This window comes from Pseudomonas parafulva (genome assembly GCF_000800255.1).
Classification (GTDB): domain Bacteria; phylum Pseudomonadota; class Gammaproteobacteria; order Pseudomonadales; family Pseudomonadaceae; genus Aquipseudomonas; species Aquipseudomonas boreofloridensis.
In genome coordinates this window covers 2351157-2375110 of sequence record NZ_CP009747.1, presented here as the reverse complement: position 1 = coordinate 2375110, position 23954 = coordinate 2351157, and the positions used below count along the sequence as shown (strand labels likewise).

The window sequence follows — 23954 nt, the reverse complement described above, 5'->3', positions numbered from 1 at the left end:
AGCGCTTGCCTCGGCAGCCGTTACTTGGCACGCTTGGCCCCGGTCTTCAACTGCGCGTGCCGCGCTACAAGGAACCGCCAAGGTGAGTTGGGAAAAAGTCGGAAAGGCCCTCGCGGGTCTGTTGATCGCGGCGGGCGCTGTCGCCGCGTTGTACGTTTCGTTCAAGGATGAGGGTGGGTTGAAAGCCTATGTCGCCTACGAGGCACTGACCTATCCCAGTCAGTTCAACGAACGCATCGGCCAGGCTCGAGAGCAGCTCAAGTACGAGCGACTGTTCGCCGGCGTCGAAGCCGTGGCTAAAGGCGCACTGAATCGCGACCAGGTCGAGGCGCTGGTCAGCCAGGCTCAAGCGCCCTACATGCAACTGTTCGCCAAACCCTTCGAGGCAGGGTTGGTCGATCACCGTACTGGGCTGTTCGTCACCTTGCGCAATACCAGCGACAAACCTGTACAGAAGGTGTTGATCCGTCTGCCGGCCAAGGGCTTGGTGCAGGTCCGCGATGATGCCGGTGATGACAGCATTCCCGAAAATGCCACCAACATTATTCAGATCCCTGCAATCGAGCCCGGTGGCGTATGTCGCGTATGGGTGTACTTCGATGCGGACTTCTCGCAGATCACCCAAGGGGGCATCAGCATCGTGCATGCCGATGGGCCGGCGACCCTCCAGGTCATGCGTGAGGTCAGTGGCTTCCAGGCGCTGATGGCGCGCTATGGCCAAGTGTTGGTTGGCCTGGCGGTGGTGCTGGTGGCGGTGGTGCTGATCCTGGCCTACACGTGCGCACGCCAGCGGCGTCGTTTGCGGCGTCTGCGCGGTTGATCGGCATCCCCTGAAAGCAAAACGCCCCGACCAGGTCGGGGCGTTTCAGGTGTAGCGACGGTCTTACTTGCCGGTCCAGCGCTTGAGCACCAGGGTGGCATTGGTGCCGCCGAAACCGAAGCTGTTGCTCATGACCGTATCGATCTTGGCGTTCTCTTCAGTCTTGCGCAGCACTGGCAGATCGGCAACCTCTGGGTCCAGCTCGTCGATGTTGGCCGAGCCGGCGATGAAGTTGTTTTCCATCATCAGCAGGCAGTAGATCGCCTCGTGCACACCCGCTGCGCCCAGCGAGTGACCGGACAGGCTCTTGGTCGAGCTGATCTTCGGTGCCTTGGCGCCGAACACTTCACGCACGCCCTTCATTTCGGCAACGTCGCCGACCGGGGTGGAGGTGCCGTGGGTATTGAGGTAGTCGATCGGTGTATCGACGGTCGACAGCGCCTGCTGCATGCAGCGGATGGCGCCTTCACCGCTTGGCGCGACCATGTCGTAGCCGTCGGAAGTAGCACCGTAACCGACGATCTCGGCATAGATCTTGGCGCCACGGGCCAGGGCATGTTCCAGCTCCTCGACCACCACCATGCCGCCGCCGCCGGCGATGACGAAGCCATCACGGTCGGCATCGTAGGCGCGCGAAGCCTGCTCGGGCGTTTCGTTGCGCTTGGTCGACAGCGCGCCCATGGCGTCGAACAGGAACGACTGGCTCCAATGCTCTTCTTCGCCGCCACCGGCGAAGACGATGTCCTGCTTGCCCCACTGGATCTGTTCCAGCGCGGTACCGATGCAGTGTGCAGAGGTGGCGCAGGCCGAAGAGATCGAGTAGTTGATACCCTTGATCTTGAACGGGGTGGCCAGGCACGCCGAAACGGTGCTGCCCATGGTGCGGGTAACGCGGTAGGGGCCTACGCGTTTCACGCCTTTTTCGCGCAGGGTGTCCAGCGCTTCCATCTGGTTGAGGGTCGAAGCGCCACCGGAGCCGGCTACCAGGCCAGTACGCGGGCTGGACACTTGTTCTTCAGTCAGGCCGGCGTCCTTGATTGCGTCCTGCATCGCCAGGTAGGCATAGGCAGCGGCGTGGCCGACGAAGCGATAGACCTTGCGATCGATCAGCTCTTCCAGATTCAGGTCGATGGAGCCGGAAACCTGGCTACGCAGTCCCATTTCCTTGTATTCCGGGTTGTAACGGATACCCGGACGGCTGTTGCGCAGGTTTTCGGTGACGGTAGCTTTGTCATTGCCCAGGCACGAAACGATGCCCAGACCAGTGATAACGACGCGGCGCATGCGAATAACCCTTAGAAATTGTCAGTGGAGGTGAACACGCCGACCCGCAGGCCTTCGGCGGTGTAGATCTCGCGACCGTCGACGCTGACCGAGCCATCGGCGATGGCCATGTTCAGCTTGCCTTTGAGGACGCGCTTGATCTGAATGTTGTAGGTGACTTTCTTGGCCGTCGGCAGTACCTGGCCAAAGAACTTCACTTCGCCCGAGCCCAGGGCGCGGCCGCGGCCCGGCAGGCCTTGCCAGCCGAGGAAGAAACCGACCAGCTGCCACATGGCATCGAGGCCCAGGCAACCTGGCATCACCGGGTCGCCTTCGAAATGGCAGGCGAAGAACCACAGGTCCGGGGTGATATCCAGCTCAGCGACCAATTCACCTTTGCCGTACTTGCCGCCTTCTTCGCTGATATGAGTGATGCGATCGACCATCAGCATGTTCGGGGCGGGCAGTTGCGCATTACCTGGGCCGAACAGCTCACCGCGACTGCAGCGCAGCAGGTCTTCCCGAGTAAAGGCGTGTTGTTTGGTCATGCGAGCTCCTCAATAACCCCCTGTGGCAGGGGATGAATCTTCCTGGCCAGCCTGAAATCCTACAGATACCAGGGCGGCAGCCTACAGGTAGACTATTGCGTTGGGGTGAAAGTCACAGCGCACCTGGCAAAAGAAGTACAGGTGTGCACTGAAAGTTTATTTTCCGGGCCCTTGCAGGCTCTGTCCAGTCTTTAAGACTGCCGCACTTTATCATTTATCGCCAGTCGCCGCTGTGCGGTCCGGCAGCCAGCGTTGCAGCGTGCGCAGCAAGTCGGCGCGTTTGAACGGTTTGCTCAGGTAATCGTTCATTCCAGCCTCCAGGCAACGCTCGCGATCACCCGGCAGCGCGTTGGCGGTCAAGGCGATGATCGGCACGTCAGCCTGATGCAGACGAATGCAGCGGGTGGCTTGGTAGCCGTCCATATGCGGCAAGCGACAATCCATCAAGATGGCGGCGTAGTTTTTTTCGGTTGCCAGCGTCACGGCCTGCTCGCCGTCCGTCGCCAGGTCCACCTCGAAGCCCAGGCTGCGCAGCATGGCTTCGATGACGCTCTGGTTGACCGGGTTGTCCTCTACCAACAGGATCGGTTGGCCATCACTGAGCGCAGTGGCCCTGTGTTCGCTTTCCAGTAGCTGCTCAGCACGCTGTTTAGAGCGTACCAGCGGAATCTCCAAGGTGAAGGTCGAGCCGCTGCCTATGCTGCTCTCACCACGTAGCGTGCCGCCCATGCGTTCGGCCAGGGTGCGCGCAATCGACAGGCCCAGGCCAGTACCGCCGTAACGTCTTGAAATAGAACTATCGGCCTGCTGGAACGCCTCGAACATCGTCTCCAGCCGCTCGCTGTCGATGCCGATGCCGGTGTCACGGACCGTGCAGGTCAGCCTCAGCAACTGATGATCGAGCATGCGCCAGCGGGCGTCGACCTGCACCTCGCCGTGCTCGGTGAACTTCAGCGCGTTGCCCACCAGGTTCAGCAGAATCTGTCGGATACGTGTCGGGTCACCTGTCACGTGCAGACGTTCCAAACCAGTAGCCAGTTGCAGGCGTAACTGCAGGTTGCGCTGCTGGGCGCTGTGCTGGAACGACTGCACGCTACTTGAGATCAGCTCGCCGAGATTGAAATCGATGTGTTCCAGTTCCAGGCTCGCGCGTTCGATGCGCGAGAAGTCGAGGATGTCGTTGATCACCTTCAGCAGGTGGCCGGTGGATTCGCTGGCCACGGCCGTGTATTCGGCCTGCTCGTGAGTCAACCGAGTAGTCTCCAGCAGTTGCAACATGCCCAGCACCCCGTTCATCGGAGTGCGCAGTTCATGGCTCATCATCGCCAGGAACTCGGATTTGGCACGGTTGGCCCGCTCGGCTTCCTCGCGCGCCTGGATCAGCTCAGTGATGGTTTGCTGTTGCTCGCGGCTGGCCTGATCCAGGGCGTTGGCCAGGTTGTTGATGTGCCGCGCCAGATGACCGAGCTCGCTGTCATCGACCACCGGCAACGGCGCGTTGAACTGGCCCTGCTGGATAGCCTTCACGGCATGGCCCATGTCGCTGATCGGCATCGACAGGCTCCTGGCCAGACGCCGCGCCAGGAGGAAGGTGAACGCCAGCGCGAACAGGGCAAGAATGCCGGCCTTGATCACGATTTCCTGCTGGCGCTCGCTGAACGCGTCGTCGGACATGCCGACGATCACTCGACCGAGATAGTCGTCGCCGATGCTCGGCGGGGTCTTGCCCTGCTGCAGGAAGTCGTTGTCCAGGCGGATCTGTTGCAGGCGGATCGGGGCCTGGAAGACTTCCACTCGCTGGGCGCGATTGGCACTTTCCCCGGACTGCTCGACGTATACCAGGATGTGGTTGCGGCTGTCCTGCACCTCCAGAAAACGCACGTGCGGGATGCTCAGCGTTGCGCGCATCAGGCTGTCCAACACGTCATTGTTGCCCGAGATCACCCCGTATTCGCAGGCGGGTGCCAGTTGGTTGGCAATCAGTTGGCCCGTGTGGTCCAGCTCCTGGCGCAGGTCCTGCAAGCGTACGAAGGTGAAGAAACCGATCAGCAGCAAGGTGAGCAGCAGCGCCGGCCCCAGGCTGATGATCTGGGTGCGGGCATGAATGTCCCAGCTCAGGCGCTTGCTCATGGTGTCGACTCTCCTTCGGCCAGGACCAGCTCGGCTGCGTTCGGCTCTATGCGCTCCAGCCCAAGGGCGCGGGCCACCTGCTGATTGCCGCTGACCCGGAAGTGATCGGGATAGAGGCTGCGCGGCCAGCGCGTGGGCGGCTGGTCGAGCAAGCGATCGAGTACCGCCAGCCAGTCGTCCTGGTCGCTGTAGGTGCTGGCCAGGGCGCCGGCGCGGACGAAGCCGGCGTTGGGACCGATCAACGCCATCTGCCGCCCATAACTGCTGAGCAAGAGGTTCTTGACGGTCTTGGCATTGAACAACTGAGGATCGTCGATGCCCAGTAGCACGTCGCTGTTGCCCAGGACATGCTGCAGAGGGCGACTGTCGCGCAGATCGGCCCAGTCCTGGGCGACGATCTCCAGGCCCATGTGATTGGCTGCCTGATGCAACTCGTCGATGAGGAAGCGGCTGTCAGGTCCATACAGCACGCCGATACGTCGTGCCTGCGGCAGCAGATAGCGCGTCAGGCGCAGTTGCCGTGCCAGTGGCGGATCGCTCCACAGCAGGCTGAGGTACTCGGGGCGCGACTTTCCCAGGCGCAGTTGCGCCTGAACCCGGCTGATCCGCAGCGCCAGCGAGAGGGGGCCGGATGGCTCGCGCAGGCGCCAGTCGAGTGCGGCCTCATCCAGCAGGATCAGGCGCGTCTGGACATCGAGTCGGCCGGGCGAGGGCAACTGCGTGACAGTCTGGAAACGCACCTGGTCGAGAGGGCGTCTGGCTTGCAGCGCGCTGACGAAGCTGCTCACCCCGGCGGTGTCATCGCCACCGACCAGCAGGATTTCATGGGCGCACAGCGTGCCCATGGGCCACAGACACAGCGCCAGCATCCGTAGCATGCGCAGCATCAGAACTCCAGCTCCGCACTGACGCTCAGGCGATGGCGGCTGTCATAGCGGTTCTGCTCGACGGTCGTGGGCTGGTCGTCCAAGCGTTGCTGCCACAGCGCAGCCAATTCGACCGAACTGCCATGAATCCGCATGCGCTTGGCCACCCGCAGATCGACACGCTCGTAGCGGTATTGATTGAGGGCATCGTCCCCGTAGTAGAACAGCGCGCTCGACCAACCCGACCCCCAGTCGCGCAACCAGCCGACCGAACCGCTGTTGTGTGCGCTGAGGCGGCGGTCGTCGGGGTTGCTCGCCCAGGCATCGACGTAGGCATAGCTCACGCGCAGGCGGTCACGCGGGCTCAGGCGCCAGTCCAACTGAGTTTCGCTGCCGCTGAAGCGTGCCCTGTTGGCATTGCTGGCGATGTACTGATTGTTCTTCAACGGCTCGCTGATCATGCCGGTGATCTCGTCGTGGAACAGCTTCACGTCCAGGTTCAGGTCAAGGTCGGAAAAGAAACCGTTGTAGCCCAGTTCGCGCGAGCGCATGCGCTCCTGGTCGAGGTTGCCGGGACCGCGGGTCTTGACGAAGTACTCACCGTCGCGCAGGCCGAGCACGTTGGGCGTGAGGTTTCGGACCGTGTAGCTCCAGTTGACGTTATTCTCGAACATGTCCGGCGAGCGCACGGCCTCGGAGTACACTGCGCGCAGCCCCTGACGCGGAGTGATCAGGTAGTTCACCGCCACGCGCGGGGTCAGGGACGTGCCGGAGAGCTGGCTGTTTTCGAACATCGCGCCGCCTTGCAGGATCCAGTGCTCGTCAGCGCGCCATTCGAGCTGGCCAAACAAGCGCCAGGTGCGGTCGTCGAGCCGACCGTTGAAGTAGGTCTGCGAGTCGGCGCGATCATAACGGTAGTTGAGGCCGCTGAGCAGGCGCAGGCTGTCGGTCAGGCTCAGGGTGTCCTGAATTTCCAGGTCATAACGGGTCTCGCGGGTGCTCTGGTCGACGTCGCCGCACACTTCCCGGCTGCCACCGTTGTCCCATTGGCTCTTGATCTGGTTGCGCAGGCCCTGCAGAACCGGATCGCGGCTGTTCGGCGGGTTGTTGGCGTTGCGTGCCACGCGTTCGGCGTAATTCGGGTCGAGCTGCCACAGGCGGGTCAGTTCGGGGCTGAAGGCCAATGTCGCGTCGCAGGCACGCCAGACCTGCTGACGGTCGAACTGCTGCGCCGAGCCCTGCACATAAAGGCTGTGCTCGGGATTGAAGTCGATGCTCCAGCGCAGCGAGCCGGCGTAGTCCTTGGCGTCCAGGTCGGCGTTGTCGCCGCGCCCGGTGACGAAGGGGAACACCGGTTTGTAGGTATACGGCCGTTGGTTGCTGCCTTCCTTGGCCGCCAGTTGCCAGTCCAGCGTCTGATCCGGGGCCAGGCTGTGACTGACGCTGAGGTTGAAGCGGGTCAGGCGCCGGCTGTCGCGGTAGTCCTGACCGTACTGGTTCTTGTCGAAGCCATCGTCCTGCAGGCCGGACATCGACAGGCGCAGGTCGCCGCCGTCCCAGCCCAGGCCTTGGCTGGCATAGAAGTCATTGATGCCGTCCTGGCCGCGGGTGATCTTCAGGCGCGTGCCATGGCTGTCGGCAGGGCGTCGGGTGAGGATGTTGACCACCGCCATCAGCGCGTTGGCGCCGTAGCTGACGGTATTGGGGCCGCGAAACACTTCGATGCGCTCGATGTCTTCGATGGCCAGGGGAATGTCGCTCCAGTCCACCGTGGCCAGGCCCGCCCGGTACACCGAGCGGCCATCGATCAGCACCTGCATGCGCCGAGCATCGTTGACGTTGCTGCCGTGATAGTTGACGGTCGGCTGGTTGCCGGCGCCGTAGCCGATCATCATCCCCGGTACCAGGCGCAGCAGCTCGGGTACGTCACGTGCGCCGCTGGCGTGGATCAGCGCGCTGTCGAGCACGGTCATGCTGCCGGGCACCGCCGCCGGGGATTGTTTGAGCCGCGTGGCGGTCAGAACCTGCGGCAGGTCGGTGTCGATGAACAGATCGTCGGCCACGGCCGGGCCGCCCAGCAGGGCAGTGAGCAACAGCAAGCGGCGGGCAGGGGGCGTGCCAGGGAACACGTGACGGCCTTGTGTCAGACATGAGCCGCGCATGGTAACCGAGCCGTCGAGAGGCAAGCTATAAGCGTCGAGCGGCGTGTGAGAAGGGCACGGCCTTTTCTTGCCGTGTGTCGCTTGAAGCGTGCAGCTTGCCCTTATAATGCGCCGTCGCCCTCAACTTATTGGCTTTGACGGATTGAATATGACTGAACAGCGACCTGTTGCAGTGCTGGGAGGTGGAAGCTTCGGCACCGCCGTGGCGAATCTGCTGGCGGAGAATGGCAACCCGGTGCGTCAATGGATGCGCGATCCGGAACAGGCCGAGGCCATGCGCGTCAACCGCGAGAATCCACGGTATCTCAAAGGTATCCGCCTACATGAGCGGGTCGAGCCGGTCAACGACCTGCTGGCCACGCTGCAGGGTAGCGAACTGATTTTCGTCGCGCTGCCGTCCAGTGCCTTGCGTAGCGTGCTGGCGCCGCATGCCGAGACGGTTAGCGGCAAGGGCCTGATCAGCCTGACCAAGGGCATCGAGCCGCAGACGTTCAAGCTGATGAGCCAGATCATCGAAGAGATCGCGCCCCAGGCGCGGATCGGTGTGCTGTCCGGTCCTAACCTGGCGCGTGAAATCGCCGAACATGCGCTCACCGCCACCGTGGTCGCCAGCGAGGACGAAGCGCTCTGCGAGCAGGTCCAGGCCGTGCTGCACGGGCGCACCTTCCGCGTCTACGCCAGCGCCGACCGCTTCGGCGTCGAGCTCGGCGGCGCGCTGAAGAACGTCTACGCAATCATCGCTGGCATGGCGGTGGCCCTGGACATGGGCGAGAACACCAAGAGCATGCTCATCACCCGCGCACTGGCCGAGATGACGCGCTTTGCCGTCAGTCAGGGCGCCAATCCCATGACCTTCCTCGGTCTGGCGGGGGTTGGCGACCTTATCGTCACCTGCTCGTCACCCAAGAGCCGCAATTATCAGGTCGGCTATGCCCTGGGGCAGGGGCTGAGCCTGGAGGAAGCGGTCAGCCGCCTGGGCGAAGTGGCCGAGGGGGTCAACACGCTCAAGGTGCTCAAGGCCAAGGCCCAGCAGGTGCAGGTGTACATGCCGCTGGTCGCCGGGCTGCACGCGATCCTGTTCGAGGGACGCACCCTGGCCCAGGTGATCGAGCACCTGATGCGCGCCGAACCCAAGACCGACGTCGATTTCATTTCCACCAGCGGTTTCAACTGAGCCGCACGAGCAAGGAGCGAGACATGAACGATACCCCCGAACACGCCCAGCGCGAGTCGATCATCCTGCGGATCGTGTGGATGCTGGTTTTTCTGGTGGTCTGGCAACTGGCCGAACTGCTGCTCGGCGGCCTGGTGTTGGTGCAACTGATCTATCGCCTGGTCTACGGCGCACCCAGCGCCAGCCTGATGAACTTCGGCGACAGTCTCAGCCAGTTCCTGGCGCAAATCGGTCGCTTCGGCAGCTTCCACACCGAACAGAAACCTTGGCCTTTCGCCGACTGGCCGGCACCGCGCGCGCCTGAGGGCGAAGCCCCGCATGCGGTGCCCCCGGCGCCGCATCCGGTGCGTGACGAAGAGCCGAAGCTGTGAAGCTGTGGATCCTGCGCCACGGCGAAGCCGAGCCGCGGGCCAACACCGATGCCGAACGCAGGCTCACCGCCCATGGTCGCGAGCAGGTGTTGCGCAGTGCTGCGCGCCTGTTGGGACAGCCCCTGCAAGCGATCATTGCCAGCCCCTACGTACGGGCCCAGCAGACCGCCGCGCTGGTGCACGACACCCTCGGTTTCACCGAGCCAGTGCGCACCGTGCCTTGGCTGACACCTGAAAGCGATGCGGCGCAGGTCATCGGCGAAATCGAGCGGTTGGGGTTGGAACAGGTGTTGCTGGTCAGTCACCAACCCTTGGTGGGTAGCTTGGTGAGCCTGCTGGAACAGGGTCATACGCAGTCCCCTGCGCCGATGAGTACGGCTTCCCTGGCGCAGTTGGAGGGTGACTGGCCGCTCGCAGGCCTGATGACCTTGCAGGCACTCGACCACCCGGATTGACCTGCTTGTGGCAACTGGCATTTCTGTCAGTTGTGAGCCGCGAGGTTCGCTTGCTAGCGTCTGTGACAGTCATGGCTGATATCAGGGAGTTTCGTCTATGAGTGGTCTGCAACGGGAGTTGATGCGGTCTCTGGATCTACAGCCGACGATTGGCAAGCTCGACGCCGGGGTGGCATTGGATTTTGCCGAGCACAGCCTGCTGCGCGAAGCCGCCGAGGCGCGTCTTTACCATGTGCTGGGCAAGCTCGAAAGCGGCCAAGTCTCGGCGGCTTCCAGGCATGCCGCACAGGAGCTGCAAAGGCTTCAGGCGTCGTGCATGCAAGTATCAAGTGGGGTACAGACCAGTTGCCTGGCGCTGGCGCGGGCCGAGTTGAGTCCAGCCGACCTGCAGCGAGCCTGTGAAGCGCTCGACAGCCAACTGACCTACATCAAGGCCTGTCTGCAGCGCGCCCTGGGCCGTCTGCACGGCGGCACCTGACCTGATCGCCTTAGGCGATGACCTATCCGAATGTTGTGATGCGTTGGCAGCTTGTCGACAATGGCCGAAATCTGCTTTGGATCCGGCGTCCATGTCCCAGCTCCTGTTCTTCGCTCGCACCCACGCTGTTTCTTCACGCGCCAGTGGCAAACCACTCGCCGCTTTGACGGTAGGCGGCCCAGCAGTGCAGCAGTTGCTCGATATCCTCGGCCAGGTTGAACACGGGAGCTGGGCATGAGCGCACGTGTCGAGGAAATCCGCCTCAACCTGGGCCATATCGAGTTGGCCGCGCATGTTTTCGGTCCTGTCGATGGCCTGCCCGTCATCGCCCTGCACGGCTGGCTCGACAACGCCAACAGCTTCGCCCGTCTCGCACCACGCCTGCTGGGGCTGCGCATCGTCGCGCTCGACCTGGCTGGCCACGGCTATTCCCAGCACCGGCCGGTGGGCGCGAGTTATCACCTGGCCGACTATGTACACGATGTCCTGCGCGTCGCCGAGCAGATGGGCTGGGCGCGGTTTGGCTTGCTTGGCCATTCGCTGGGGGCGGTCATCAGCGTCCAGCTCGCGGGTGCACTGCCGGAGCGCATCAGTCATCTGGCACTGATCGACGGCGTGATCCCGCCGACCGCTGGCGAGCAGGAGGCCGCTGAGCGCCTAGGAATGGCGCTGCAGGCCCAACTGCGTTCGGATGGCAAGCGCAAGTCTGTGTATCCAACCATCGAGCAAGGCGTTCAGGCGCGCATGAAAGGCATGGTGGCGGTCAGTTGCGAAGCGGCCGAGCTGCTGGCCGAGCGGGGGCTGATGCCGGTGCCTGGCGGCTACAGCTGGCGCAGCGACAGCCGTCTGACGCTGCCCTCGCCGGTGCGCCTGAGCGAGGCCCAGGCCATGGCGTTCACCCAGCGCATCCAGTGTCCGAGTTGCCTGGTGGTCGCCGAGCAAGGCTTGCTGGCTCGGCACACAACGCTGCTGGAGCAGCTACCCTTCGAGCAGGTGGTGTTGCCCGGCGGACACCATCTGCACCTGAACGATGAACACGGCGCAACCCTTGTTGCAGACTGTTTCAATCGCTTCTTTGGCTTTGCTTGACTTGCATCGGACAAGTGCCGAGGCTTGGCGGGTTGAACAGGGAGACAACCATGCACATGCCAGACATCCAGGCACTTCACAGCGGCCTTCGCCGCAAGGACGGCCGATGAGCGCGCCGTCGATTCTGCGCGGCGCCATCGCCGTCTGCCTCACCCTCGCCAGCCCCATGCTCTGGGCTGGCAGCCTGCCGGTGCCGACCGACGCCAGGGTGGTCGACCAGCGCCCTGCCGTGGAACAGGAACGGGTCTACCCCATGGGACCGGTGCGCAAGATCAGCGGCCGGTTGCGCGTGGAGGGCAAGGTGGAAAGTCGCGGTCAGGTCAGTTCGGTCACCTATGAACTGCCTGTGGAGCGCACTGCACGGGAGGCCTTCACCAGCGCTCGCGAAGCCCTGCAGCGCGAGGGTGGTTATCCGCTGTTCTGGTGCCAGGGCCGCGACTGTGGTGAGGCCAGCATCTGGGCCAACGACGTATTTGGCAGCGCCCGTCTCAACGGTGGCGACGAGCAGCAGGCGTTCATCCTGCTGCGCCGCTCGGCCGAGCAGGCCGATACCCTGGTCGCCCTGTACAGCGTGACCCGTGGCAACCGCCGTGCCTATCTGCATGTCGAGGAATTCGTCGCCGACAGCCCGTTGGGCGAGGTGCTGCCGACCCCGGCCACCGTACTGCGCGAAATGCGCGACACCGGCAAGCTCGACTACCCCGATCTGGCCGCGCCGCGCCCGGCCTGGGTGTCATTGCTGGCTCGAAGCCTGAATCTGGACAGTACCCTGCGCGCCAGCCTCAGCGGCGAACAGGCCGAGGCCTGGCGCGAGCAACTGGTCAAGGCCGGCGTGCGCAACGCGCGTCTGGAGGTGGGCAACGCGCCTACCGAGGGTGTGCATCTGGAACTGATTCGTTGAACGAGAGCCCCCATGGCCAACACTGACCGTCTGTTGGTACAGATCCTCCTGCTGGCGCTCTTGGGCGCCGCATTGTGGGTGATGGCGCCGTTCATCTCGGCGCTGCTGTGGGGCGCGATCCTGGCCTTCGCCAGTTGGCCGCTGATGCGCCTGCTCACCCGCTGGCTGGGTGGCCGTGAAACCCTGGCGGCGAGCATCCTTACGAGCATATGGATTCTGCTGGTGGCCTTGCCGCTGGTGTGGCTGGGTTTCAACCTGGCCGACCATGTGCGCGATGCCACGTTGTTCGTGCGTGACATCCAGGTCGACGGCCTGCCGGATGCGCCCGACTGGGTGGCTGGCATTCCCTTCGTCGGTGAGCGTCTGGTCGCCTGGTGGCAGTCCCTGGACCAGCAGGGCGCGGCGTTGCTGGCGTCGGCCAAGCCGTACTTCGGTCAGGTCGGCAACTGGTTGCTGGCGCGCAGTGCGCAGATCGGCGGCGGCGTGCTGGAGCTCACCCTGAGCCTGGTGTTCGTGTTCTTCTTCTACCGCGACGGCCCGCGCCTGGCGGCGTTCGTGCTGCGTCTGCTGCAGCGGTTGGTAGGCGAACGCGCCGACTACTACATTCTGCTGGTGGCCGGCACCGTGCAGCGGGTGGTCAACGGCGTGATCGGCACCGCGGCCGCGCAGGCGCTGCTGGCGCTCATCGGCTTCCTCATTGCCGGAATACCCGGGGCGATCGTGCTGGGCCTGGTGACGTTCATGCTCAGCCTGATTCCCATGGGGCCGCCGCTGGCCTGGATTCCCGCCACCGCCTGGCTGGTGTGGAAGGGTGAGTACGGGATGGCGGTGTTCCTTGGTATCTGGGGCACCTTCGTCATCAGTGGCGTGGACAACGTGCTCAAGCCCTACCTCATCAGCCGTGGCGGCGACTTGCCGCTGGTGATCGTGCTGCTCGGCGTGTTCGGTGGGCTGATCGCCTTCGGCTTCATCGGCTTGTTCATCGGCCCCACGTTGCTGGCGGTGGGCTACAGCCTGTTGCTGGACTGGAGTCGCAACGCTGTGCCGCCCACCCCGCAACCGTGACCGTCCACACAGGCCCTGCCCATGCAGGGCCTGATCTTTACGCATTCTTTATGCCCTGAGCCAAGGCTCGATCTCGTCCCTTTACGCCCATGCCTTCGACAATTCCCCCATAGCGGTCAACGCCGCATCCTGGGGAGATTCATCGATGAACATGCTCGACGGCCTGTCGCTGCTGCTGGCAATGGCGTTATCCGTGTACCTGCTGGTTGCGCTGTTGCGCGCCGATCGCAGTTGAGGAGCGGCCATGCACAGTTACGACTTCGCATTGCTGCTGGCGTTTTTCGCCCTGGTGCTGTTGCCAGCACCCTGGCTCGGACGCTTCTACTACAAGGTGATGGAGGGACAGCGCACCTGGTTGTCGCCGGTGCTCGGGCCACTGGAGCGCGGCGGCTACCGGCTGGCCGGCGTACGCGCCGACCAGGAGCACAACTGGAAGCAGTACAGCCTGGCCTTGTTGACGTTCAACCTGATCGGTTTCCTGTTGTTGTTCGCTGTCCTGCTGCTGCAGGGTTCGCTGCCGCTCAACCCGCAGCACCTGCCGGGTCAGGAATGGTCGCTGGCGTTCAATACCGCCGTCAGCTTCATGACCAATACCAACTGGCAGGCCTACAGTGGCGAGGCCTCGGTCAGCTACCTGAGCCAGATGATCGGCCTGACCGTGCAGAACTTCGTCAGCGCTGCCACGGGGCTGGCAGTGTTGGTCGCCCTGTGCCGTGGCATCGCGCGCCGTAGCACTCACCAACTGGGCAACTTCTGGGTCGACATGACCCGTGCCACCCTCTACGGCCTGCTGCCGCTGTGCGTGCTGCTGGCGCTGCTGCTGGTGTGGCAGGGCGTGCCGCAGACCTTTGCCGACTATGCCCACGCCGTGACCCTGCAAGGTGCCGACCAGACGATCCCGTTGGGCCCGGCTGCCAGCCAGATCGCGATCAAGCAACTGGGCACCAACGGCGGTGGCTTCTTCGGCGTCAACTCCGCGCACCCGTTCGAGAACCCCACGGCCTGGAGCAACCTGTTCGAGGTGGCGGCGATCATCCTGATCCCGGTGGCGCTGGTGTTCACCTTTGGCCATTACGTGAGGGATCTGCGCCAGAGCCGGGCGATCCTGGCGTGCATGCTCACCCTGTTCCTCGTCGGTGGCGCCGTGGGGCTATGGGCCGAGCATCAGCCCAACCCGACCCTGGACAGCGCGCAGGTGCAACAGAGTGCGCCGCTGGAAGGCAAGGAAAGCCGCTTCGGCACCACCGGCACGGTGCTGTGGACGGTGACCACCACCGCCGCCTCCAACGGCTCGGTCAACGCCATGCACGACAGCCTCAACCCGCTGACCGGCATGGTCGCGATGGTCAACATGATGGTCGGCGAGGTGATCTTCGGCGGCGTCGGCGCGGGTCTCTACGGCATGCTGCTGTTCGTGCTGATCGCCGTGTTCCTGGCCGGCCTGATGATCGGCCGCACCCCTGAGTATCTGGGCAAGAAGCTACAGGCCCGCGAAGTGCAACTGCTGGTGGCGACCCTGCTGGTGATGCCGCTCGGGGTGCTGGTGCTCGGCGCCATCGCCGCCAGCCTGCCGGGGCCTGCCGCGGCGGTCAGTAATCCGGGGCCGCACGGCTTCAGCCAACTGCTGTATGCCTACACCTCGGCCACCGCCAACAATGGCTCGGCCTTTGGCGGCTTCGGCGCCAACACCGTGTTCCACAACCTGATGATCGGCCTGGCCATGCTCATCGGCCGCTTCGGCTACATCCTGCCGATCCTGGCCCTGGCCGGCAGCCTGGCGGCCAAGACGCCCGCACCGCAGGGCCAGAACAGCTTCCCCACCCACGGACCGCTGTTCGCCGGCCTGCTGTTGATGACCATCGTCCTGGTCGGTGGCCTGACCTTCCTGCCGACCCTGGCCCTGGGGCCGATCGCCGAACAGTTGAGCCTGGGCTTCTGAGGACCCACACATGAATATGCCGTTACCTGAAATGAACGCTGCCCGCGCTGCCGACCAGACCCGTTTCGCCGCGCTCTGGCGACCGGCCCTGGTGCAGGCGTTCGTCAAGCTCGACCCACGCCAACTGCGGCGCTCGCCGGTCATGCTGGTGGTGGCCCTGACCGCGCTGCTCACTACCGTGCTGTGCCTGATGCCGAACAATGGCGTGAGCACCGGCGTTGCGGTGCAGATCACTGTCTGGCTGTGGTTCACCGTGCTGTTCGCCAATTTCGCCGAGGCCCTCGCCGAGGGCCGTGGCAAGGCGCGTGCCGACAGCCTCAAGGCGGGCAGTCAGGGCTTGTCCGCCCAGCGCCGACTGGCCGATGGCCGCTTCGAAATCGTCGCGGCGGGCGATCTGCGCAAGGACGATGTGGTGCGCGTGGTCGCCGGCGAGCTGATTCCCGGCGACGGCGAGGTGCTCGAAGGCATTGCAGCGGTGAACGAGGCGGCCATCACGGGCGAATCGGCGCCCGTGATCCGTGAGTCGGGTGGCGACCGCTCGGCGGTGACCGGCAACACCCGTGTGGTCTCCGACTGGCTGCTGATCCGCATCAGCAGCAACCCCGGAGAATCCACCCTGGACCGGATGATCGCGCTGATCGAAGGCGCCAAGCGGCAGAAGACGCCCAACGAGATCGCCCTGGACATCCTGCTGATTGGCCTGACCCTGATCTTCCTGATCGTGGTGGTCACCCTGCAGCCGTTCGCCCGCTTCAGCGGCGGCAGCCTGCCGTTGATCTTCCTCGCGGCCTTGCTGGTCACGCTGATACCCACCACCATCGGCGGCCTGTTGTCGGCCATCGGCATCGCCGGTATGGACCGTCTGGTGCGCCTGAACGTCATCGCCCGCTCCGGGCGCGCGGTGGAGGCCGCCGGTGACGTCCACACGCTGATGCTCGACAAGACCGGCACCATCACCTTCGGCAACCGTCGCTGTAGCGCCCTGCACGCCGCGCCGGGCGTCACCGCGAAGGAGTTGGGGCAGGGCGCCTTGCTGGCGTCGCTGGCCGACGACACGGCCGAGGGCAAATCGATCGTCGAGTACCTGCGCCAGTTGCACGACTTCGTCGAGCCGCCGGCTGCGCAGTACGACGCCATTGCCTTCAGCGCCGAGACGCGGCTGTCAGGCATCGATTTCGAGCAGCGCCATTACCGCAAGGGCGCGGTGGATGCAGTGCTGGCCTTCGTCGGCTTGCAGCGCCTGGAAATGCCGGCACCGCTGGCCCGCGAGGTGGAGCGCATCGCCCAGAGCGGAGGCACGCCGCTGCTGGTGTGCCTGGACAAACGCCTGCTCGGCGTGATCCACCTCAAGGACGTGGTCAAGCCCGGTATCCGCGAGCGTTTCGCCGAGCTGCGCAAGCTGGGTATCCGCACCGTCATGGTGACCGGCGACAACCCACTCACTGCGGCGGCCATCGCTGCCGAGGCCGGCGTCGACGACGTGCTCGCCGAAGCCACCCCGGAAAAGAAACTGGCGCGTATTCGCCAGGAGCAGCATGACGGTCGTCTGGTGGCCATGTGCGGTGACGGCGCCAACGACGCCCCCGCCCTGGCCCAGGCAGACGTCGGCATGGCCATGAACGACGGCACCCAGGCGGCGCGCGAAGCGGCCAACATGGTCGACCTGGACAGCGACCCGACCAAGCTGCTGGATGTGGTCCAGGTCGGCAAGGAACTGCTGGTCACCCGTGGCGCCTTGACCACGTTCTCAATCGCCAACGACGTAGCCAAGTATTTCGCCATCCTGCCGGCACTGTTCGCCTCGATCTACCCGCAGCTCGGGGCGCTCAACCTCATGGGCCTGACCAGCCCGCAGAGCGCGATCCTTTCGGCCATCGTGTTCAACGCGCTGATCATCGTTGTGCTCATTCCCCTGGCGCTGCGCGGGGTGCGTGTCCAGGCCGCCAGTGCGGCGCAACTGCTGAGGCGCAACCTGCTGATCTACGGCGTGGGCGGCATCCTGGTGCCGTTCGCCGGGATCAAGCTCATCGACATGCTGCTGACTGCCCTGCATCTGGTTTGAAGGAGACCCCCCATGAATACCTATCTGCGTCCAGCCCTGAGCCTGGTCCTGCTGATGACCTTGGTCACCGGCGTGCTGTATCCGCTGGCGGTGACCGGCATCGCCCAGGTCGCCTTTCCCGAGCAGGCCAACGGTAGCTTGGTGCGCGACGCCCACGGCCAGGTCCGGGGCTCGGCGCTGATCGCCCAGGCCTTCGAGGGCGATGGCTGGTTCCATTCGCGGCCTTCGGCGGGCGCCTTCGCCACCGTGTCGAGCAGCGCCAGCAACCTGGCGCCGAGTAACCCGGCGTTGGCCGAGCGGGTCACAACCGAGGCCGATGCCCTGTACCAACCGGCACTGGGGCCGGTGCCCCAGGCCTTGCTGACCACCTCTGGCAGCGGCCTGGATCCGCAACTGCCGCCCGAGGCGATCGCGTATCAAGTGCCGCGGGTGGCGGCGGCGCGCAACATGCCCGTCGAGCGCTTGCAAGCCTTGGTGGATGAGGCCACTCTGCGGCCATTGGTCGGTCCACCCGTGGTCAATGTGCTGGCCTTGAACCAGGCGCTGGAAGGCTCGGTGCCCGCCAAGTAAAGACCGCGATGACCTGCGCAGCAGGCCCGTTGGAATCGACCGCTTCGTATAAGGATCCCTGATGAGCAATTCCACCCGCGCCGATGCCCTGCTGGCAGGCCTGCCCCGGGCAGGTCGCGGCCGCCTCAAGGTGTTCCTCGGCGCAGCGCCCGGTGTCGGCAAGACCTACGCCATGCTCCAGGCCGCTCACGCCCAGCAGCGCCAGGGCGTCAGGGTATTGGCGGCGGTGGTCGAAACCCATGGCCGCAGCGAGACCGAGGCGCTGCTCGGTGGCCTGCCTCAGCAGCCCTTGCTGCGCAGCGAGTACCGTGGCGTCACCCTCGAAGAAATGGACCTCGACGCCCTGTTGCAGGCTGCACCGCCCTTGGCGCTGGTCGACGAACTGGCGCACAGCAATGCCCCCGGCAGCCGGCACGCCAAGCGCTGGCAGGACGTGCAGGAACTGCTCGCCGCCGGCATCGACGTCTACACCACGGTCAATGTCCAGCATCTGGAAAGTCTCAACGACAAGGTGCGCGACATCACCGGCGTGCAGGTGCGTGAAACCGTGCCGGACTGGGTGCTGCAGGAAGCCTTCGAACTGGTGCTCATCGACCTGCCGCCGCGGGAACTGCTCGAGCGTCTGCGCGAAGGCAAGGTCTATGTGCCCGAGCAGGCGCGCGCCGCCATCGACGCCTTCTTTTCCCAGACCAACCTCACCGCCTTGCGCGAGTTGGCCATGCAGACCGCTGCCGCCCAGGTCGATGCCGACCTCGCCCACGGCTACCGGCAACGGGGCGAGCAGGCGCCGGCGTTGCGCGGGCGCCTGCTGGTGGGGATCGATGGCGACGCCCAGGCCGAACGCCTGGTGCGTCACGCCAGCCGCGTGGCGCAGCGGCGTCACCTGCCGTGGAGCGCGGTGCACGTGGACAATGGCCGGCTGCCGGACGAGGGCGCGCGCCAGCGCCTGCAAGCGGCGCAGCAACTGGCCGAACGCCTGGGCGGCGAAGTGGTGGTGCTGCGTGCCGGCGAGGTGGCGCGCACTTTGGTCCAGCATGCGCTGGAGCGCCGGGCCAGTCTGGTGCTGGTCGGCCAGTCCCAGGATCGCTTGCGCCGCCGTGTGTTCGGTGCCGGCGTGGCGGCGCGGCTGCTGCGTGACAGCCGGGGCCTGGAAATCAACGTGCTTGACCGCGACGATCTGCCGCCGCCGACGCGCGCTGCGGTCAAACGGATCTGGCACTGGCGGCATTACCTGCTGGCCCTGCTGGCCACCGGACTGGCGTCGGCGCTGGCCTGGGGTGTGTCGAGCGTGCTGGCGCTGCCGAACATCTCGCTGGTGTTTCTCGCCGCCGTGCTGCTGGTGGCGGTGCGCAGCAGCCTGGGCCCGGCGCTGGCCTGCGCGGCGCTGTCGTTCCTGAGCTATGACTTCCTGTTCATCCCGCCGAGCTTTTCCCTGAGCATCCAGCGCGAAGAGGACGTGCTGACCCTGGTGTTCTTCCTGCTCATGGCCGCCCTGACCGGCAACCTGGCGGCCCGCCAGCGCCGTCAGTTGCAAGCGCTGCGCGATACTCAAGCCGAGACCCGGCAACTGCTCGACCTGTCGCGCCGGCTGACCGTGGCCACCGATCGCCGGGCGGTGTTCAACGCGGCGGGCCAGCACCTGGGCGGCTCCCAGGGAATCGACGTGTGTGTGCTCGAGCGCGATGCTGACGGCCTTCTGCAGGTGGCCAGCGGCGCTCCCCAGACCTTCAGCGACAACGAGCGCGCGGCCGCCGACTGGGCCTGGCAACACGGCCAGGCAGCCGGGCAGGGCAGCGATACCCTGCCCAATGGCCGCTGGTGGTGGTGGCCACTGGCGGTGGACGAGGCGCCGCTGGCCTTGCTCGGGGTGCGCGCCAGCGGCGGCGAGCCCCTGAGTGCCCAGCGCCGGCGTGTACTCACGGCCCTTGCCGAGCCCCTGGCCCAGGCCTTGGCCCGTGCCCGGCTGGGCGAGCAACTGGAGGCGGCGCGCCTGCAAGGCGAGACCGAGCAATTGCGCAGCGCCTTGCTCGCTTCGGTGTCCCACGACTTGCGCACCCCGCTGACCGCCATGCGCGGCAGTATCGACAGCCTGCTGGCGCTGGGCGAGGCGATCCCGCTCGACGACCGCCGCGAGCTGCTCGAAGGGACGCGTAACGAGGCTGAACGCCTGGACCGCTATATTCAGAACCTGCTCGACATGACCCGCCTGGGCCACGGCAGCCTCAAGCTCGCCCGCGATTGGGTGGCGCCCGGCGATATCGTCGGCAGCGCGCTGGCACGCCTGCACGCGGTGTTGGCGCCTTTGCAGGTGCGCACCGACGTGCCCGCCGAACTGCCGCTGCTGTTCGTGCACGCCGCGCTGATCGAGCAGGCGTTGGTCAACGTGCTGGAGAATGCCGCGCGCTTCTCACCGGTCGGCGGGCGCCTGGAACTGCGACTCAGGGTCGAGGACGCGCAGTTGTGCCTGGCTGTCGCCGACCAGGGGCCGGGCATCCCGCCAGCCGAACGCAGCAAGGTCTTCGACATGTTCTACACCGCCGCGCGCGGCGACCGGGGCGGGCAGGGCACGGGGCTGGGGCTTGCCATCTGCCAGGGCATGATCGGCGCCCATGGCGGCAGCATCCGGGTGGGCGAGGGCATCGATGGCCAGGGCACCTGCATCACACTATGCTTGCCGCTGCCCCCTCAACCCGACAGCGACAGTGACGCCCCATGAGCCAGCCCGCCACCCTTCTGGTCATCGACGACGAGCCGCAGATCCGCAAGTTCCTGCGCATCAGCCTGGCCTCCCAGGGCTACAAGGTGCTGGAAGCGGCCAGCGGCAGCGAGGGGTTGGCCCAGGCGGCACTGAACAAGCCTGACCTGGTGGTGCTCGACCTCGGCCTGCCGGACATGGACGGCCAACAGGTGCTGCGCGAACTGCGCGAATGGAGCACGGTGCCGGTAATGGTGCTGTCGGTGCGCGCCAGCGAGGTACAGAAGGTCGATGCCCTCGATGGCGGTGCCAACGACTACGTGACCAAGCCGTTCGGCATTCAGGAGTTTCTTGCTCGCGTGCGGGCACTGCTGCGGCACAACCCCCAGGCTGAGGTGGCGCAAAGCAGCAGCGCGCAGTTCGGTGCGCTGCTGGTCGATTTCGCCTACCGCAAGGTCAGCCTGGACGGCGTCGAGGTCGCGCTGACGCGCAAGGAGTACGCGCTGCTGGCCCAGTTGGCGGCGCACCCGGGGCGGGTCATCACCCAGCAGCAACTGCTCAAGGACATCTGGGGCCCGACCCATGTGCAGGACACCCATTATTTGCGCATCGTGGTCGGTCATCTGCGCCAGAAGCTCGGCGACGACCCCACCGCCCCCCGCTTCCTGATCACCGAGGCCGGCGTCGGCTATCGGCTGGTGGCCCCGGAGGGGCTGTAGAGAATAAAAAGCTGACGGAATGTTTGAATCGCTACCGGTCTATTACTGGGTGAGTCGTCGGCGGCCTGAGCCTGGGGTCAGGAAGGCTCCAGCAGGCGCCTGAGGTTGGACAGGATCGACGCGGGGTCGTAGGGCTTGCGCACGACGGTCACCTCACGCAGATGCGCCGGGATGCTCAGCGTATCGCCATAGCCGGTGGCGAACAGGAACGGAATGGCGCGCCGGGTCAGCTCATCGGCGATGGCCATGGAGTTGCCGCTGCCCAGGTTCACGTCCAGCACCGCGATGTCGGGCGCGCGCGCCTCGATCAGGCGCAAGGCCTCCTGTTCAGATCCGGCGGTGCGCACGTCGTCGATCTGCGCATCGGCGAAGATCTGCTCCAGACCAACGGCGATCACCAGTTGGTCCTCGACGATCAGCACGCTCAGCGGCCCCAGTTGCTCCAGGCCGGCTTCCGGCAGCAGGCCCTCGGTCTGCGCGGGGGCGCTGTCAGTCGCATCGACGACGTTGATGTGACGGGCCGGGATGCGAAACACGCCACGCAGCCCCTCGGGCAGATACTCGACCTGACTGGTCCCGCCCAGATCGAACGGAATGCTGCGGTCGATCAGTACCGAGCCAAAGCCGCCACGGGTGGGCGCACGCACGGTCGGGCCATCGCTCTCGCGCCAGACGATCTCGCAGGCGTTACCGGCATCGATCGTCCACTCCACGTGCAGCCTGCCGCCGGACCGTGACAGCGCACCGTACTTCGCGGCATTGGTCGCCAGTTCGTGCAACACCAGCGCCATGACCGAATAGGCCCGCGCGTCGAGTACCACGCAAGGCCCGCTCAAAACGATGGCCTCGGCGCCGGAACAGTACGGCGACAGCTCAGCCTCCAGCAGCGTGGACAGCCGTCCGCCGCCGTCGCCGCGCACCACCTGGTCGTGGGCCAGCGACAGTGCCTGGATGCGCCCCTTGAGCTTGCCAACGTAGTCGCGCAGCGTCTGGCTCTCCGAGCTGGGGTGCGCCACCAGTGCGCCGATCAGCGAGAGAATGTTCTTTACCCGATGATTGAGCTCTTCGTTGAGCATGCGCTGACGCACTTCGGCTTTAGAGCGCTCGTTGGCCAGCAGTTCACTGTTGTGCAGTGCCACCTCGACGATGGCAGCACGAATCGCTTCGCCGAACTGGCGATCCTGCTCGGTCCAGGGCATGGACTGCTGGTGCACGGTTTCCTTCCACAGGGCGAAGCTCTTGCGCGGTGTCAGGCGCTCGCCGTAGGCACCGGTGAGGTAGGTCTTGTGCGGATCGCCCGCCCAGTCCAGGGTCGCCAGCACTTCCTGACGGAACAGCAACAGGTAGTCTCGCGGATGCTGGGACATGGGGATGGCCAGTACGCCCGAGACCTGCGCGGCGTAGTCCTGGGCGGCCGGATGAACCAACGACAGTTGATGACTGGCCCAGGTCCGCCCTTCGGCCAGACTTTGCACCAGGGGCAGCAGGTCGGCGATGGCGGCAGGCGGCGGCGTCTGGCCCAGTGCCGACCAGCGGCCTTGCACGGCCATGCCGATGCCGTCGCAGGCGATCAGCGACTTGAATTCGCCCAGCCGGGCCTGGAAGAAACTGGCCAGGTCCGGGCTCTGGTTGGCGTCGCGCAGCAGTGCGTCCAGCGAACTGTGCACCTGTTCGGCGGCCTCGAGTTGCTGGCGAGTGCGCAGGCGCTCGATGTGCAGGGAGAAGAATTCGCCGAACATTTCCGCCGCCGCGCGCTGGCCCAAGGTGAGGGTGCGCGGAGCATAGTGATGGCAGGCGATCAGCCCCCAGAGCGCGCCGTCGACGATCACCGAGATCGACATCGAGGCGCCCACCCCCATGTTGCTCAAGTACTCGCAGTGGATCGGCGAGACGCTGCGCAAGTGTGCATGGGACAGGTCCAGTGGCTCGCCAGAGGGATCGAGCACCGGTTCGAGGGGCACGGCCTGAAACCGCACGTCGCCGATCAGCCGGATGGGGTTGCGCAAATACAGGGCGCGGGCCTGCTGCGGGATGTCCGAACCTGGGAAGTACTGACCCATGAAGCTTTCCAGATCGCCGCGCTTGGCCTCGGCCACCACCTGACCGGCGCCGTCGGCACCCAGCTTGTAGATCATCACCCGGTCATAGCCGAGCATGGCCCGCACATAGCGCGCTGCGTCGCTGAGCAGCTTGGGCGAATGGTCGATCTCGCGCAGTTGGGCGATCAGGCTGCGCGCCAGATCGATAGGCTCTGCCGCGCCCGTGCTGGCCGGTTCGAACTCGATGATCGCGGTGCCTTTGAACAGGTGGGCGGTGATGTCGAAGGTTCCACCTGCCGGCAGGCGCACGGCGAACAACAGGGCAGGGCGCGAGGCATCGCGGGTGCGGGCCAGGGCATTGCGGATGTCATGGGCCACGTCCTGGCCAAGCAGGGCGTGCAGCGTCTGACCATTGACCGCCTCACCACAGCCGAGCAGGTGCGGCGTGTTGATCGAGTGGCGCAGGATAAGGTTGGCCGAAGCATCGCAGGCGATCAGGCAGCCGTGGGGCTGGATGCTGCCGGGGATCTGGATCGGCTCACGGTCGCAATTGCTGAGGTTCACACGGGAATCGAGCGTCATCGGCCCTGCCTGTCGATGGGGAGGTG

The 23954-nt window shown here is 65.3% G+C and carries 20 protein-coding genes; 14 read left to right on the top strand and 6 right to left on the bottom strand.

The features are described from left to right. Positions 1–82 precede the first annotated feature (82 nt). Positions 83–820: a hypothetical protein gene (locus NJ69_RS10055; protein ID WP_039578627.1), complete on the top strand. Its 738-nt coding sequence runs from the start codon at positions 83–85 to the stop codon at positions 818–820. Between the two features lie 63 nt (positions 821–883). Here the strand turns inward: NJ69_RS10055 and fabB are convergent, their stop codons facing one another. The 5 genes from fabB to NJ69_RS10030 all read right to left on the bottom strand — a co-directional run bounded on the left by fabB (position 884) and on the right by NJ69_RS10030 (position 7756). Then, on the bottom strand, positions 884–2104 hold the full coding sequence (fabB, locus tag NJ69_RS10050) for a beta-ketoacyl-ACP synthase I (RefSeq protein ID WP_039578624.1): 1221 nt from the start codon (positions 2102–2104) through the stop codon (positions 884–886). A gap of 11 nt (positions 2105–2115) precedes the next feature. Next, a complete protein-coding gene (fabA, locus tag NJ69_RS10045) occupies positions 2116–2631 on the bottom strand; it encodes a 3-hydroxyacyl-[acyl-carrier-protein] dehydratase FabA (protein WP_029612079.1) in 516 nt (171 codons plus the stop codon). A 210-nt stretch (positions 2632–2841) separates the two neighbouring features. Next, positions 2842–4761, bottom strand: a complete 1920-nt coding sequence (locus tag NJ69_RS10040; RefSeq protein WP_039578621.1) for a response regulator — start codon at positions 4759–4761, stop codon at positions 2842–2844. Continuing rightward, positions 4758–5648 (bottom strand): ABC transporter substrate-binding protein, encoded by an 891-nt coding sequence (locus NJ69_RS10035; RefSeq protein WP_039578619.1) that lies wholly within the window; start codon positions 5646–5648, stop codon positions 4758–4760. The genes NJ69_RS10040 and NJ69_RS10035 overlap by 4 nt, the downstream gene beginning before the upstream one ends. Next, positions 5648–7756, bottom strand: coding sequence for a TonB-dependent receptor plug domain-containing protein (locus NJ69_RS10030; protein ID WP_039578617.1), 2109 nt, complete (start codon positions 7754–7756; stop codon positions 5648–5650). Before NJ69_RS10030 ends, NJ69_RS10035 begins: the two co-directional genes overlap by 1 nt. 181 nt (positions 7757–7937) lie before the next feature. On the opposite strand from NJ69_RS10030, the gene NJ69_RS10025 reads away from it, so the two are divergent. From NJ69_RS10025 to NJ69_RS09965, 13 genes are all read left to right on the top strand, one after another. After that, positions 7938–8963 (top strand): NAD(P)H-dependent glycerol-3-phosphate dehydrogenase, encoded by a 1026-nt coding sequence (locus NJ69_RS10025; RefSeq protein ID WP_029612080.1) that lies wholly within the window; start codon positions 7938–7940, stop codon positions 8961–8963. A 23-nt stretch (positions 8964–8986) separates the two neighbouring features. Next, complete coding sequence (locus tag NJ69_RS10020; protein ID WP_029612081.1) at positions 8987–9334, top strand: DUF4389 domain-containing protein; 348 nt, start codon at positions 8987–8989, stop codon at positions 9332–9334. Next, positions 9331–9789: a phosphohistidine phosphatase SixA gene (gene sixA, locus NJ69_RS10015; protein ID WP_039578613.1), complete on the top strand. Its 459-nt coding sequence runs from the start codon at positions 9331–9333 to the stop codon at positions 9787–9789. The genes NJ69_RS10020 and sixA overlap by 4 nt, the downstream gene beginning before the upstream one ends. Before the next feature lie 97 nt (positions 9790–9886). Continuing rightward, positions 9887–10267: a hypothetical protein gene (locus NJ69_RS10010; protein WP_029612082.1), complete on the top strand. Its 381-nt coding sequence runs from the start codon at positions 9887–9889 to the stop codon at positions 10265–10267. A gap of 234 nt (positions 10268–10501) precedes the next feature. After that, positions 10502–11356 carry an alpha/beta fold hydrolase gene (locus NJ69_RS10005; RefSeq protein WP_039578610.1) on the top strand — a complete coding sequence of 285 codons (855 nt, stop codon included), beginning with the start codon at positions 10502–10504 and terminating at the stop codon, positions 11354–11356. A gap of 106 nt (positions 11357–11462) precedes the next feature. Beyond that, on the top strand, positions 11463–12257 hold the full coding sequence (locus NJ69_RS10000) for a DUF4892 domain-containing protein (protein ID WP_039578608.1): 795 nt from the start codon (positions 11463–11465) through the stop codon (positions 12255–12257). A 12-nt stretch (positions 12258–12269) separates the two neighbouring features. Then, positions 12270–13322: an AI-2E family transporter gene (locus tag NJ69_RS09995; protein WP_039578605.1), complete on the top strand. Its 1053-nt coding sequence runs from the start codon at positions 12270–12272 to the stop codon at positions 13320–13322. Positions 13323–13467: 145 nt separating this feature from the next. After that, the gene (kdpF, locus tag NJ69_RS09990) at positions 13468–13557 is read left to right on the top strand and encodes a K(+)-transporting ATPase subunit F (protein WP_037027358.1); all 90 of its coding nucleotides are present in this window, start codon (positions 13468–13470) and stop codon (positions 13555–13557) included. Positions 13558–13566: 9 nt separating this feature from the next. Continuing rightward, positions 13567–15261 (top strand): potassium-transporting ATPase subunit KdpA, encoded by a 1695-nt coding sequence (kdpA, locus tag NJ69_RS09985; protein ID WP_039578600.1) that lies wholly within the window; start codon positions 13567–13569, stop codon positions 15259–15261. A 10-nt stretch (positions 15262–15271) separates the two neighbouring features. Next, positions 15272–17323: a potassium-transporting ATPase subunit KdpB gene (gene kdpB, locus NJ69_RS09980; protein WP_039578597.1), complete on the top strand. Its 2052-nt coding sequence runs from the start codon at positions 15272–15274 to the stop codon at positions 17321–17323. A gap of 12 nt (positions 17324–17335) precedes the next feature. After that, positions 17336–17893, top strand: a complete 558-nt coding sequence (kdpC, locus tag NJ69_RS09975; RefSeq protein ID WP_039578595.1) for a potassium-transporting ATPase subunit KdpC — start codon at positions 17336–17338, stop codon at positions 17891–17893. A 61-nt stretch (positions 17894–17954) separates the two neighbouring features. Next, positions 17955–20609, top strand: a complete 2655-nt coding sequence (locus tag NJ69_RS09970; protein ID WP_039578592.1) for a sensor histidine kinase — start codon at positions 17955–17957, stop codon at positions 20607–20609. After that, the gene (locus NJ69_RS09965; protein ID WP_039578590.1) at positions 20606–21307 is read left to right on the top strand and encodes a response regulator; all 702 of its coding nucleotides are present in this window, start codon (positions 20606–20608) and stop codon (positions 21305–21307) included. Before NJ69_RS09970 ends, NJ69_RS09965 begins: the two co-directional genes overlap by 4 nt. A gap of 77 nt (positions 21308–21384) precedes the next feature. Here the strand turns inward: NJ69_RS09965 and NJ69_RS09960 are convergent, their stop codons facing one another. Then, complete coding sequence (locus tag NJ69_RS09960; protein WP_039578587.1) at positions 21385–23928, bottom strand: HWE histidine kinase domain-containing protein; 2544 nt, start codon at positions 23926–23928, stop codon at positions 21385–21387. Between the last annotated feature and the right edge of the window lie 26 nt (positions 23929–23954).